The following is a 13,263-nucleotide window of genomic DNA, read 5'->3' as shown; positions in this document are numbered from 1 at the left end:
GCTCATTCCTCCTTCCCGTCCCGGGTACCCAGATAGGTGTTCCACATCCGGGCGTACAGCGGGCACTTCCGCAACAGTTCCTCCTGCCGTCCCTGGCCGGCGATCCTACCATGGTCGATGACCACGATATTGTCCGCGTCGGCCACTGTTCCCAGCCGGTGGGCGATGACGATCAGGGTCTTGCCCCGGGTCAGGTTGGAGATGGCCCGCTGGATTACCGCCTCGTTCTCGGGGTCAATACTTGCGGTGGCTTCATCCAGGATCACGATGGGGGCGTCCTTCAGAATGGCCCGGGCAATGGAGATCCGCTGCTTCTCCCCGCCGGACAGGTGCCCGCCGCCACCGCCGCAGATCGTGTCGTACCCATGATCCAGCGCCCGGATGAACTCGTCGCACCCAGCGGCTTTTGCTACCCGCTCCATTTCCTCGTCGCTGGCATCCAGACGGCCCATGCGGATGTTTTCCCGAACCGTGCGGTCAAAGAGGTAGTTGTCCTGGGACACGTAGGCGATCTGCCGGTTCAACTGCTCCAGGGGAATGTCTTTCAAATCGGCCCCGCCCAGGGTGATACTGCCGCCGGACACGTCCCAGAACCCGGCGATCAGTTTGGCGATGGTGCTCTTGCCGGAGCCGGAGGGACCCACCAGGGCGGTGACGGTGCCCGGCGCGATGTCCAGGGAGATGTCATGGAGCACCTCACCGTCCTCCGCCTTGTAGGTGAAAGAGACGTGGTCCAGATGGATAGCCATACCGCTGAGGGCAGCCTCCCGCTCCGGCCGCTGGAGTTCCGGGGCATCCAGGATGGCGGAGATCTCCCCCACATTGGTGCCCACCACCGCCAGTTCATCCACAAAGGTCATGGCGGAGATCAGCGGCCCTGTGAGACCCAGGGACAGCACTACAATAGTGAGGAAGGTGGCGGCGGACAGGCTGCCACCGGACCACAGCAGCAGTCCCACCGGCAACACCGGCAGCAGCACCGAGGGGATCACCGTCTGCATGACGGCCATGAACTTCTGGTTTTCCGCCATCCAGTCCACATAGTATTGGGCGTTCTCCGTTACCGCATCGGAGTATCGCTTATAGGAACCGGCGGACTGGCTGAAGGCCTTCACCACCTGGATGCCGCCCACATACTCCACAATGGCGTTTGCCATGCGACGGCCCACCTCCACCGCCCCCTGCCAGCGGGGCCCGTAGTTCTTGGCACTCTGCATGGATACCAGCATACCCACTACCGTAGTCACCAGCGATGCAAGCCCCATCCGCCAATCCAGCACAAAAATATAGACCGCGATAGCAAGCGGTACCAACAGGTTGGAGGTCATCTCCGGCAGCAGGTGGGCCAGGGTGGGCTCCATGCCCTCTACCCGGTCCACGATGGTGGTCTTGTACTGGCCGGATGGGGTATCCAAAATGGTGCCCATGGGCACCCGGCTTAGTTTCGCCAGCAGTTCCCTGCGGACCTTCCGCAGAATATGATAAGTTGCGGTATGGGACAGCGCCGTGGACCAAGTGGAGAACAGGGCTTTCCCCAGATACCCCACCAGCGCGCCCGCGCACCAGGGCATGCACTCCACCAAGCCCCCGCCGGAGAGAAGCCGTGCGATCATAGCCGCCACACAGAAATAGGGCACCATCCCGCAGGCCACCCCCAGCAGCGCCAAGGCCACCGACGTGTAAAACCCGCCGTGCTCACCGTCCGCCCAGCCCCATAGTACGGCAAAGGGGGAGGGCGCTTTCTTAGATTCCATATCAGCATCTCCTTTAGTTAGTTTTTGCTAACTTTTAATCAAAAAACTGGGGGAACTCAGGTGTCTGAGATCCCCAGCAGTTTGAACCAACCGGCAGAATAGAAGTCCCGGAGGCTTGCCATATAGCGAAGTGCCTTCTCCCGGGGCATGTCGTGGCGCACCGTCTCAAAGATGCCGTTGAACAGGGCGCTGGACATGATGTGGATGAGTTCGTCGTCGATTTGAGGCAGCGAGTAGCCGGCCTCTGCCATCTTTTCAATGAGGGCCCGGCCGGCGTTATCCTCGATTTCCGCCAGAGTATCCAGATAGTGCTCATACTTAGTGCCCCCGGCGCAGCAGGCGATCAGTTTGAAGGCGTCGAAGTGGTCGTAGATGAAGTCCAGCATCCACCCGGCCTCTTCGTCAGGCACTTCGGGGAGGTTTCGTACCTGCTCCTCCACGCTCTGCTGAGCAAAGGTCTGCTGTACCGCCCGGTAGCGATCCGCCAGCTCTTGGGCCGGCTGGGCGACCAAAGCGTCAAACAGCGCCTCTTTGTCCGCATAATAGCGGTAGATAGCCCCGGTAGTTACTCCCAGTGAAGCGGCTATATGCCGCAATGAAGCATCCCGGTAGCCTAACGCGAGGAACTCTTTTCTGCCGGTCTCCAGTATGTCTGCACAGAGCTTTTCATTCAGAACGCGCATCGGCTTCTCCTTAAAATAACGTCGTTATTAAATAACGATGTTATTTTAATCTGCTGAACACTATTTGTCAAGCCTTCTCCGGGAAAATTTACGGCGTTGCTCATGGTGTCATTCCTCCGACAGCCAGGAAACGGCTCGGGCGCCGCTCTCCCGCAGGAACTCCCCGTCGTGGGTGATGACCAGCACGCACAGGCCCCGCTCCGCCAGCTCCCGGAGCAGGCGGCTCACCTCCAGCATGTGGGCGTGGTCCAGCCCGCTGGTGGGTTCGTCGAAAATCAGCAGTTCTTTCCCGCTGAGGCAGCCATCCACGATGGCAAGCCGCTGCTTCTGCCCGCCGGAAAGGGCCAGGGGGTGTGCCTGGGCGTACTGGGCCAGATTCATCCGCTCCAGCGCGGCCAGGGCCTCCTGCTCTGTGGCTGTGCCGCCCAGCCTCGCTTCCGCCAGCACGCTGTCCCCAAAAAGCTGGAGGTTCACATCCTGCATGATGAGGAAAGCCTTTCGCCGTCTTTCTTTTCGGCCCAAGGGGCTTCCGTCCCACAGGATCGTCCCGGCCTGCTCCTTCATCAAACCGCACAAGCACCGGGCCAAAGTGGTCTTGCCCGCCCCGTTGTGACCGGTAATGGCTGTGATCTGCCCCCGGGGTGCGGTAAAGGACACATCCTGCCAGACTGCTCTGCCGCCGTAGGAAACCCGAAGGCCTCGTACCGTCAGACCGCCCGTTTCCGCTGTTGGGTGCGGCTCCGGCAGCGGCACCTCCGTCAAACTCCGCAGACCCATGGAGCGCCGTTTCTCTTCCGGCAAAGCCAGGAACTCCCCCCCGGTGTAGATCCGCTCCAGCTGCCCTTCCCGCAGATAGAACACCCGGTCTGCGAGGTCGGCGGCGTACCACAGGCGGTGCTCCGCCACCAGGACGGTTTTTCCCGCTGCTTTCAGCCGCCTTAGAATGTCCCGCAGCTGATGGATGCCTTCTCCGTCCAAATTGGAGGAGGGCTCATCCAACACAAACACCTCCGGCCCCATGGCCCACGCGCTGGCACAGGCGATGCGCTGCTTCTCCCCGCCGGACAGAGCAAAGATATTTCGATCCAGGAGCGGACCCACGCCGCAGACCTGAGCGGCGGAATCCAGGGCCAGGGACATTTCCTCCTGAGAGGCGCCCCGGCTCTCCAGGCCAAAGAGCACCTCACCGGTGGTGTCCAGATTGAAGAACTGAGACTTGGGGTTCTGAAACACGGAGCCCACGGTCTGGGCCAGCTCCCACAGGGGCGCCCCGGCCACATCCCGGCCGCCCACTGTGACGGTGCCTTCCAAAGTCCCGCTTCCGCCATGCTGGAGCAACCCGTTGATGAGCTTGATGATGGTGGTCTTGCCGCACCCGCTCTCGCCGGTGAAAAGGATCAGTTCTCCCGGTTCCACCGTAAAAGAACAGTCCCGAAGGCTGGGCACCGTCTGCCCCTCATAGGTGTACGTCACATGGTCGAAGGTGATCACGGGAGCACCCCCTTGCAGCAGATCCCACCCAAGCACAGGGCCAGGAACAGCAGGACAACGGTCACATCCTGAATGTGGAATCCGATGGGCCGCCAGGAGGACATTTTTCCCGGGTGCTCAATGCCTCGGGCGGTGGCGGACTCGCTGAGTTCCTCCGCTGTCTGGGCCGCCCCCATAAGCATGGGGACATAAATACACTCCAATTTTTCCTCCAGGCCGTGGATCTGGCGCAGGGCCATGGCGTCCCGGATATGCCGGAAGTCCTGGCGGAGCGCCGGCAGAAACCGGAGGGTCACCGCCAGAGTGATGGAAAAGCTCCGGGGCGCCCCCAACCGCTCCAGAGCGGCCATAAACTGGCTGACGCTGGTAGTGGCAATGATGTAAGCCCCGCCGGCAATGCAGGGAAAGACCAGAAGGAAATAGGTCACTGTGGCAAAGACCGTGGCAAGGGAGCCGGGCAGCAGCGGCAGCAGCCAGAACTGCACTGCCACGATGACCAGGTAGACAAGCAGCAGGCCCGCCAGCATCTTTCCCTTCCGCTCCAGCAGAAATAGCCCGAAGTAGGCCAGCATCACGGCGATGCGGAACACTGCCGGAGCCCAGGTGAACACCACCACATTGGCCAGCAGCCAAATCAGGATTTTGGTCCGTGGGTCCAGAAAGGAACCGCGGGCAGTCCGCGTCCTCATTGTGCCAACCCGGCCTTCACAAAGTGCTTACGCATCAGCTTCATCCCCAGCAGGGCGCCCAGCACGGAGCCCACCAGGATACTCAAGACGATGACGCCGAACACCGGCCAGGTGAGCAGGCCCTCCATGGTGGCCATATAGCCGGGGTCCATCATCTGGGCGGCGTACTCCAAGTAACTCTCCTTGGTGAACCATAGGGGCAGGAAGTCCCCGATGAACCCCAGGTTGAAACAGAAGAAGCCCAGCACCAGCCAGCCCTTCTTCCGAAACTGCCCAGACTTCAGGCACAGCTCACACAGGATACCGCCCACAAGGCCGGTGATGGGGAACATCCAGGTGGCAGCCACCAGGACAACACCCGTGACGAGGCTGGTAATGACGAAGGGGCCGTTCTTTTGGATCTTAGCCACCAGCAGCATGAACACCGGGCCAATCAGGATGGCGTCAATGAAGTGGGTGGCGAACCACACATAGGGGCTGATACCGCCCACCAGCATAAAGATAAAGCGGATGGCGATACAGACCGCGCCCAGCGCGCCGGCCGTGATGGCGTCCTTTGCCGTCAATTTCCGCTTCCCTTCCATTCCTTGTTGAGTCATTTAAATTCCTCCTATCATTTTCTCGTTAGGCGATGCTAACCATTTGACAGGATAGCACAGCACACCCTATACCACAAACTCCGTACCGTCGTTTTAGCTCCAAACAGCACTCAGTTGCTCCGACGGTATTGACGGTCATTGCCCCATCCGATACAATCCAAACAGGATGAATTAAGGGGGGATCTGCTGATGTCCCATCTAATGCAACTCTTTGAGCCTGCCCGCTTTCCCGGCGGCGTAGAAGTACATACGGACGGTCTCAGCGCAACTATGACGCTGGATGGGGCGGAACACGGGAGCCTGCGTTTCTTTCCCCTGGGGCCTGGTGCGATCCTATCCTTCAACCGGATCTATACCCAGGTCTGGCCCCTGGCACAGACGGAGACGGACAACATCCTGCTGCTGAACTTCTGCCTCAATGGCCGGTGCGAGGTGGATCTGGACAACGGGCAGTTCGCCTTTCTTTCCCAGGGGATCATGGCCTTGGGGACCCAGCAGGTCAAAGAAGCATACCGTTACCCCAGCGGCGTCTATGAGGGGGTAGAGTTGTTCCTGGACATGGATGCGCTGGAGCAGGAGCCCTACTGCCTATTCCTCGAGGCAGGTATTGACTTGACAGCCCTGATCCGGCACTTTCAAGCCGCTCAGAACCTCTATCTTGCTCAGACCCCTGCTGCCATACAGGGGACATTGTCCGAGTTGTGGGCATTGCGGGATACCGAGGATATAGGGCAGATGAAACTTAACTCCGCCCGGCTGCTGCTCGAATTAGGGCGGCAGCCCTATGTACCCCATCCCCGCATCCGGTACTTTACGCTATCCCAGGTGACCATTGCCAAAGAGGTACGCTCCATTCTCCTATCCGATCTCAGCCAAAATCACACAGCACGGGAACTGGCAAATCGGTTCCAGATCGGGGAGACCAGCTTGAAGAACTATTTCCGGGGCGTATTCGGGGAAAATCTCTCCGTCTGGCTCCGGGAGGCCCGGATGCGCCGGGCGGCGGAGCTGCTGCGGGACACGGACCTGCGGGTGGCGGAGATTGCGGAACAGGTGGGCTACGAGAATCAGAGCAAATTTGCGGCGGTCTTTACCAAGCAATTCGGCTGTCCGCCGCTGGAATATCGAAGAAGGGCACGGCTCGATTGAGCCGTGCCCTTTTCTGCCCGGTTTCAGAAAGCGTTATGCCTCCGCGCCGTTCAGCCGCCACTGGGCGCTCTCGCTCTGGAGCTCCACCATGCGGCGGTAGAGGCCGCCCTGTTCCATCAGCTCCGCCGGGGCGCCCTGCTGGGCCACATGGCCGTCATCCAGCACCACGATGTGGTCGGCTCCCGCCACGGTACGCATCCTGTGGGCGATGACCAGCACCGTCTTGCCCTGAAGCAGACGGGAAAGGGCCCCCTGTACCTTTGTCTCGTTTTCCACGTCCAGGGAAGCGGTTGCCTCGTCCAGCAGGACGATGGGTGCGTCTTTTAGAAGTGCCCGGGCGATGGAGATCCGCTGCCGCTCCCCGCCGGAGAGTTTGGCGCCATTCTCCCCAATGGGCGTGTCATAACCCTGGGGGAGCCGCTCCACAAATTCATCGCAGTTGGCGGCCTTGGCAGCGGCGCGTACCTCCTCGTCCGTAGCGCCACGCTTGCCCAGGCGGATGTTCTCCATCACCGTGTCGTCAAAGAGAACCACATCCTGGAACACCATGGAGTAGTCGGTAAGAAGTACCTCCGGGTCCACCGTGGAAATGTCCACGCCGCCCACGGTAATGCGGCCGGCCGTAATATCCCACAGGCGGGCGGCCAGACGCGCACAGGTGCTTTTGCCGGAGCCGGATGGCCCCACCAGAGCTGTGACTTCTCCCTCTTTTGCGGTGAAACTCACGTCACGGAGCACCTGTTTCTTATCGTAGGCGAATCCCACATGGTCAAAGATAATGTCGTGGCCCTGAGGCCGGAAGGTCTCCGCCCCTTTGGCGATAGGGGTTTCGTAGATCTCGTTGATGCGGTCGGCAGATACTTGGGAGATGAACATTTCCGCGATAAGAGCCAGGCTCTGGTCGAAGGGGGCGTACACCCGGGTGATGACCAGCAGGAACAGGAACAGCACCATGAAGTCGATCTGTCCGGACAAAATCAGGCTGGCTCCCGTCAGGATGGTAGTCGCTACGCCCAGGCGCATGATCACGCTGGCGGCATTGACAAACAATCCGGTGGTGAGTTCGCCCCGGATGGTGACTTTTTCGTGCTGGTCGATCTTCTCATAAAGACCGGCCAGATACCGCTCCTCCTGGTTGGCAGCCCGTATCTCCCGGACGTTCTCCAACGCCTCCTGGATGCCGTCTGAGACCCGAAGGGCGGCTTTTTTTGTCACTTCGGAGTTTTGGGCGGCGATTTTCCGGCTGCCGAACAGCAGCCCAAAGGCCACCGGCACACCCCAAAGGCAGGCGATCATCAGCCGCCAGTCGTAGAAGAGCAGGCACAGGGCGATGATGGCAGTGGAGATGTAGGCCCCGTACAGGTATCCCAGCACATGGCTCCACACGTGCTCCATCCGGTTTACGTCCCCCATGATGGTTTCAGTTAAGTCCGCCAGGTCCCGCTTACCGAAGTAGCCCAGGGGCAACTTCCGCAGCCGCTCCGCCAGGCGCAGGCGGGTGGTCTTGACCTCACCGTACACCAGGCCGTAGGTGGCCCGGTACTGTTGCAGGTGGGTCACAAAGGACAGCAGGACGAACCCCACGGTCAGGACTGCCGGCAGCGCCGCCCCCGGCAGGGGCGCGCCGTCCGTCAGGGTGCCCATAAAGCCCCCCATCAGCAGGTAAAGGATGCCCATGCCGCCCATGACCACCAGGTTGGTGACGACGGTCCAGAACGCGCCGCTTTTGGTGTTTTTCAGGCCCTGGTCGGTCAGGGCGTATTTGCGCTGAAACGCTTTGCTGAACATTTCCCTTCCCCCTTTCTCACCGTTCGCTGGTGATCTTCCACTGGACCGCCCGGTTGTAGTCCGCCCACATCCTGGCATACAGCCCGCCGGCGGCAGTCAACTCCTCGTGCGTGCCCTGTTCCACTATGCGCCCCTGGTCCATGACGAGGATCCTGTCCGCCCCCACCACGGTGGACAGGCGGTGGGCGATCATGATGACCGTGCGGCCCTTCGTCAGTTGGGCAAAGGCCTTCTGAATCAGGGCCTCGTTCTCCGGGTCGGCAAAGGCGGTGGCCTCGTCCAGCACCACGATGGGGGCGTCTTTCAAGATGGCCCTGGCCAGGGCCACCCGCTGCTGCTCTCCGCCGGAGAGGTAGGTGCCCTCTGTACCGATCACAGTGTCCATGCCCTTTGGCAGCTTTTCCAGAATGTCTCCGCACTGGGCGGCCATGAGGGCGGCGAGCACCTGCTCCCGGGTGGCCTCTGGCCTTGCGGCCCGGACGTTCTCCAGGATGGAGGTCTTGAACAGCCGGCTGTTCTGGAACACAAAGGCAATCTGATCCATGAGCGCGTGGGGGTCCATGTCCCGCACATCCACGCCGCCCACAAGCACCGCGCCGGAGGACACGTCCCAGAACCGGGGGATCAGGCTGGCGGCGGTGGTTTTGCCGCCGCCGGAGGGGCCCACCAGGGCCACGGTCTGTCCCGGCTCTACTGTAAAAGACACATGGCTGAGAGCGGGCGTCTCTGCCCCGTCGTAGGTGAAGCTCACGTCCCGGAACTCTACCCGGCTGCCCTGAGGCGCCCTGGGGCGCTCTGGTGCTTTCAGCTCCGGGGCCTCCATGACCATGCGGATGCGGCCCAGGGCGGTGCCGGCCAGCATGATGCCGGAGGAGGCGAACATGATCCGGGCCAGCGCCGTGGAGATGATGGCGGAGAACACCGCGTAAAAGGCGAAGTCTGTCACGAACCCGGCAAAGCTCCCGGTGGCCAGGGCTCCCGGGGCCAGGAACAGGGCCGCCGGAACCAGGAACACGAAGGCCCCCTCGGTGACGCTCAGGTTGATGGACTGGGGCGTCCGGCACACGTCCGCCTGATAGTGCTCGGCCTTGGCGCTGTACTCCTCAATGGCCTGCTGAAACGCCTTGAAGGAATACACCGTCTGCTGGAAGATCTTCACCACCGGGATGCCCCGGACATACTCGGTGCCCGCCTTGGTCATGCGGTCCTGGGCCGCCTGGTACTCCGCCATGATCTGGGCGTTCTTGCCCCCCATCATGGCGAACATGGTGAGGATGGAGATCACCGCCGCCAGCAGGCAGGCGCAGCCCATCCGCCAGTCAAAGACGAACATCAGCACCAGCATGGCAATAAACAGGGTGATGGTACCCACGATGTCTGCCAGATTGTGGGCCAGCAGGGTCTCGGTGTCGGCCGCCGCCGCGTCCAGCCGTCCCCGGATGAGGCCGGAGGCGTTGGCGTCGAACCAGCCCAGAGGGGCGTTCATCACATGGGCCACGCCCTGCTTGCGGATGTTGGCCGCCGTGCGGAAAGCCGCCAGGTGGGTACACATGAGTCCGCCGAAGTACAGCACGATCCCTCCGAACGCAGTTCCGAAGGCCAGCCAGCCGTACCGGGTAACGCTCTGGGCCGCCGTCCAGTCCGGCGCCACGGCGATCAGGTCCCTGGCTGCCAGCCAGATGCAGATATATGGTGCCATGCTCAGCACCATGGACACCCCCGACAGGGCCAGGCCCAGAAAGGTCAGCCCTCTGTGGCTCCCCGCGTAGTCCAGCAGGGCAGCCACATCGCTCTTTTTCTTCTGTTTCATGGAAAAACCTCCTCCTTCTAAGTTAGTTATTGCTAACTCAATATCAAAAAAGACAGGGATCATCCCCCCATCAATTTCAGCCATCCGCCGGTGTAGAAGCTTCGGAACTGTTCCACATCCCGCAGTGCCTGCTCCCTGGGCATATCGTGGACCACGATCTCAAAAAGGCCGTTGAACATCCCGCTGGCAATAATATGGCATAGGGAGCGGCTCAGCTCCGGAACATCCAGCCCCAGATGGCGAAGGACATCCATATACCGAAGGGTGTAGTCTACCTCCTGCTCCACCATGTTGTGGACGAAGTGCTCATAACTGGTACCCTCCGCCCGGCAGAGAAGCAACTTGACCGGCTGTCGGTGCTGGCAGATGTAGTCCACCATCCAATTCACATATTGCCCGGACTTCTCACCCATGCTGTTTGCCTGTTCCTCCTCAGGAAGCTCGGCGAAGGAGGTCTGGGCTTCCATGAACCGGCCCATGAGGGCGGCGGCGTGGGGCTCCACAATGGAGGCGAATAAGGCCTCCTTGCTGGAAAAATACCCATAGAGCGCTCCTGTGGTCACCCCGGCGTTCTTCACGATCTGCCGCAGGGAGGCCCCCAGAAAGCCCTTGTCCAGAAATTCGGTCATGGCCGCCTCCTGGATCCTTTCCAATGTGGTGGGAGTGTTCTCTTCCATTGTGGCAGCCTCCTTATAGCAGCGTTATATAACAATGCTATAGTATAGCTGTCGGATCCATTTGTCAAGAGGTGGAAGGAAATTCTCCACGGAGCACATGGAAGGAAATTCCCCAAAGAGCACGATGAGAAATGCCCCGGCGTACAACTGCACGCCGGGGCATTCGAGAATAAAATCGTTGCTTACGGTTTGCGCCGGAAAAGATACGCCGCGCCGAAGAGTCCCAGAAGAACACCGCCCAGGATCTGAAAGCCCGTTACCGCGCTCTGCATAAGCAGTACATAGCTCTGGGTGTCCATCCCACCATAAACCGAAAGATAATTTCCAATATAGGCGTTTCCCAGCGGTACTGCCAGCAACACCAGCAGTGCACCGGCCACGGCGCCAATCAGATAGAATATTTCCTTCTTCATATTCAACCCTCCGTTCAGTCGATGATGGAAATAAACTCATGCGGGATCTTCCGAACTTTACAGATCCTTCAGCACCTTTGTCGCCTGACCGGCTACCGGTAGTGCGCTCATGCTGTGAAGGCTTACTCCAAGAGTGGACAGGTTATGTAGCATGGCGGAGGTGGCCGGAGGCAGGATACCCACTATGCCCAGGCCGATGAGGGCCCCGTTGAAGCCGATGACAAAGCGGTAGTTGTTCTGGATGCGGTTCATCAGGGCCATGGCCAGCTGCCGCAGGCGCACCAGCTCCCACAGGCTGTCGGCGGCGATGGTGATGTCGGCGATCTCCCGGGCGATAGCCGCCCCGTCACTGATTGCGATACCCGCATCCGCCTCGGAGAGAGCCGGGGAGTCGTTGATGCCGTCCCCCACCATGAGGACGGTGTGCCCTTCCCGCCGAAGGGCGGCCACATAATCCGCCTTGTCTGCCGGGAGCACTCCGGCTCGGAAGTCGTCTACTCCCAATTCCTTGGCAATGGCAGCGGCGGTGCGGGGGCTGTCCCCGGTGAGCATAACAGCGTTTTTCACTCCCAAGTCCCGCAGAGTGGAGAGCACATCCTTCGCCTCCTCCCGCAGGGGATCGGAGATGCAGAGCACGGCGGAGAGCACCCCGTCGATGGCAAGATAGAGCTGGGAATACTCCGGGGGCAGGGCATCAAACTTGGCCTGTTCGCCCTCCGGGATGGTCCCCTTTTCATCCTCAAAGATGAAGTGGGCGCTGCCGATGCACACCTGCTCCCCGTCCACCGAACTGGCGATGCCGTGGGCCACCAGGTATTCCACCTTGGCGTGGCGCTCCTCGTGGTTCAGCCCCCGGCGGCGGGCCTCCTCCACCACGGCGTTGGCCATGGAGTGGGGGAAGTGCTCCTCCAGGCAGGCGGCAAGGCGCAGCATCTCCGCCTCCTCTTTTCCATTGAAGGGGACGACCTTCGCCACCCGGGGGCAGGCGTGGGTGAGGGTGCCGGTCTTGTCAAAGACGATGGTGTCCGCTTTGGCCACCGCCTCCAAGAATTTGCCGCCTTTGACGGTGATGTGCTCCCGTCCCGCCTCCCGCATGGCGGAGAGCACCGCCAGGGGCATGGCCAGCTTCAGGGCGCAGGAGAAGTCCACCATGAGCACCGACAGGGCCCGGGTCACGTTTCGGGTGAGGGCCAGACTCAGCAGGCTCCCGGCGAAGGTGTAGGGAACCAGCTTATCCGCCAGACTGGACGCCTTGGCCTCAGCGCCAGACTTCATCTGCTCTGACCGCTGGATCATCTCCACGATCTGGTCGTAGCGGCCCTGGCCGGAGGCCTGTTTCACCTCCAGAACACACTCGCCCTCCTCTACCACGGTACCGGCGTACACCGTGCCGCCTGGGTGTTTGGCCACGGGGACGGACTCGCCGGTGAGGGAGGCCTGGTTGACGGTGACATCTCCTTCCGCCACCACGCCGTCCAGGGGGATGACGCCCCCGGCCCGGATCACCACCCGGTCGCCGGGGCTAATTTGTCCGATTGGGGTAAGCACCTCCCCGGCCTCTGTTTTCAGCCACACCCGGTCCACATGGAGGGACAGGCTCTCAGCCAGGTCGGCCACAGACTTCTTCCTCGTCCAGTCCTCCAGCAGCTCGCCGATCTCCAGCAGGAACATAACGGTGCCGGCGGTTCCAAAGTCCCGGCGGCAGACGGAGATGCCGATGGACAGGGCATCCAGCAGTTCCACCTTGATTTTCCGCCCCCCCAAGCATCGGAGCCCCTTGCGGAGGAAGGGGACCATGTGCCAGACTACCCGGGCGATCCGCAGAGGGGCGGGCAGGAACAGGGCGGCGGCCCCCTTCATCAGCACCTTGCCCACCAGCTTCTCCTGAAATTCCCGGTTCAGCGCCCGAGTGCTGTGGCTGGGAAGGGTAACCGCCCCCTCTGCCCAGGCCCAGGTGAAGCCGCCGATGGCGGAGAGGACAGTCTCCCGCTCCCCCGCATAGGTCACAATGACGCAGCCGGTGCGCTCGTGGACGACCGCCTCTTTCGTCCAGGGTTGGGCCTTCAGCCAGGTCTCCATCAGGTCCGCTTGGCGGAGGGACATAGTTTTCTGCCTCAGCCGCAGGCGCATCCGGCCCCGGCTCTCGTGTACGATGGTCGCTCGCATCAAAAATCTCTCCTTATGGAAAAAGGGAGCCGGTTCCCGGCTCC

At 61.3% G+C, this 13,263-nt stretch carries 11 protein-coding genes; 1 reads left to right on the top strand and 10 read right to left on the bottom strand.

Annotated elements, in window-relative coordinates; translation table 11 throughout:
• Positions 1-2: 2 nt before the first annotated feature.
• From B5F19_RS00285 to B5F19_RS00265, 5 genes are all read right to left on the bottom strand, one after another.
• Positions 3-1,754 carry an ABC transporter ATP-binding protein gene (locus B5F19_RS00285; RefSeq protein ID WP_087286346.1) on the bottom strand — a complete coding sequence of 584 codons (1,752 nt, stop codon included), beginning with the start codon at positions 1,752-1,754 and terminating at the stop codon, positions 3-5.
• A 56-nt stretch (positions 1,755-1,810) separates the two neighbouring features.
• The gene (locus B5F19_RS00280) at positions 1,811-2,437 is read right to left on the bottom strand and encodes a TetR/AcrR family transcriptional regulator (protein WP_006573093.1); all 627 of its coding nucleotides are present in this window, start codon (positions 2,435-2,437) and stop codon (positions 1,811-1,813) included.
• 108 nt (positions 2,438-2,545) lie between these two features.
• Positions 2,546-3,928: an ABC transporter ATP-binding protein gene (locus B5F19_RS00275; protein ID WP_087286343.1), complete on the bottom strand. Its 1,383-nt coding sequence runs from the start codon at positions 3,926-3,928 to the stop codon at positions 2,546-2,548.
• Positions 3,925-4,617: an energy-coupling factor transporter transmembrane component T gene (locus tag B5F19_RS00270; RefSeq protein WP_087286337.1), complete on the bottom strand. Its 693-nt coding sequence runs from the start codon at positions 4,615-4,617 to the stop codon at positions 3,925-3,927. The genes B5F19_RS00275 and B5F19_RS00270 overlap by 4 nt, the downstream gene beginning before the upstream one ends.
• A complete protein-coding gene (locus tag B5F19_RS00265) occupies positions 4,614-5,216 on the bottom strand; it encodes an MptD family putative ECF transporter S component (RefSeq protein WP_087286334.1) in 603 nt (200 codons plus the stop codon). Before B5F19_RS00265 ends, B5F19_RS00270 begins: the two co-directional genes overlap by 4 nt.
• A gap of 189 nt (positions 5,217-5,405) precedes the next feature.
• Here B5F19_RS00265 and B5F19_RS00260 point away from each other — a divergent pair, with 189 nt between their 5' ends.
• Positions 5,406-6,365 carry an AraC family transcriptional regulator gene (locus B5F19_RS00260; protein ID WP_087286331.1) on the top strand — a complete coding sequence of 320 codons (960 nt, stop codon included), beginning with the start codon at positions 5,406-5,408 and terminating at the stop codon, positions 6,363-6,365.
• A gap of 33 nt (positions 6,366-6,398) precedes the next feature.
• Here the strand turns inward: B5F19_RS00260 and B5F19_RS00255 are convergent, their stop codons facing one another.
• The 5 genes from B5F19_RS00255 to B5F19_RS00235 all read right to left on the bottom strand — a co-directional run bounded on the left by B5F19_RS00255 (position 6,399) and on the right by B5F19_RS00235 (position 13,219).
• A complete protein-coding gene (locus tag B5F19_RS00255; protein WP_087286327.1) occupies positions 6,399-8,153 on the bottom strand; it encodes an ABC transporter ATP-binding protein in 1,755 nt (584 codons plus the stop codon).
• 16 nt (positions 8,154-8,169) lie between these two features.
• Positions 8,170-9,963, bottom strand: coding sequence for an ABC transporter ATP-binding protein (locus B5F19_RS00250; protein WP_087286324.1), 1,794 nt, complete (start codon positions 9,961-9,963; stop codon positions 8,170-8,172).
• A gap of 59 nt (positions 9,964-10,022) precedes the next feature.
• Positions 10,023-10,640: a TetR/AcrR family transcriptional regulator gene (locus B5F19_RS00245; RefSeq protein ID WP_087286321.1), complete on the bottom strand. Its 618-nt coding sequence runs from the start codon at positions 10,638-10,640 to the stop codon at positions 10,023-10,025.
• Between the two features lie 182 nt (positions 10,641-10,822).
• On the bottom strand, positions 10,823-11,053 hold the full coding sequence (locus B5F19_RS00240) for a hypothetical protein (protein ID WP_087236158.1): 231 nt from the start codon (positions 11,051-11,053) through the stop codon (positions 10,823-10,825).
• A gap of 57 nt (positions 11,054-11,110) precedes the next feature.
• The gene (locus B5F19_RS00235; RefSeq protein ID WP_087286318.1) at positions 11,111-13,219 is read right to left on the bottom strand and encodes a heavy metal translocating P-type ATPase; all 2,109 of its coding nucleotides are present in this window, start codon (positions 13,217-13,219) and stop codon (positions 11,111-11,113) included.
• Positions 13,220-13,263: the final 44 nt, after the last annotated feature.

Source organism: Pseudoflavonifractor sp. An184 (genome assembly GCF_002160305.1).
In the GTDB taxonomy this organism is placed as follows: Bacteria; Bacillota; Clostridia; order Oscillospirales; family Oscillospiraceae; genus Lawsonibacter; species Lawsonibacter pullicola.
This window is presented reverse-complemented; position numbering and strand designations above follow the sequence as displayed.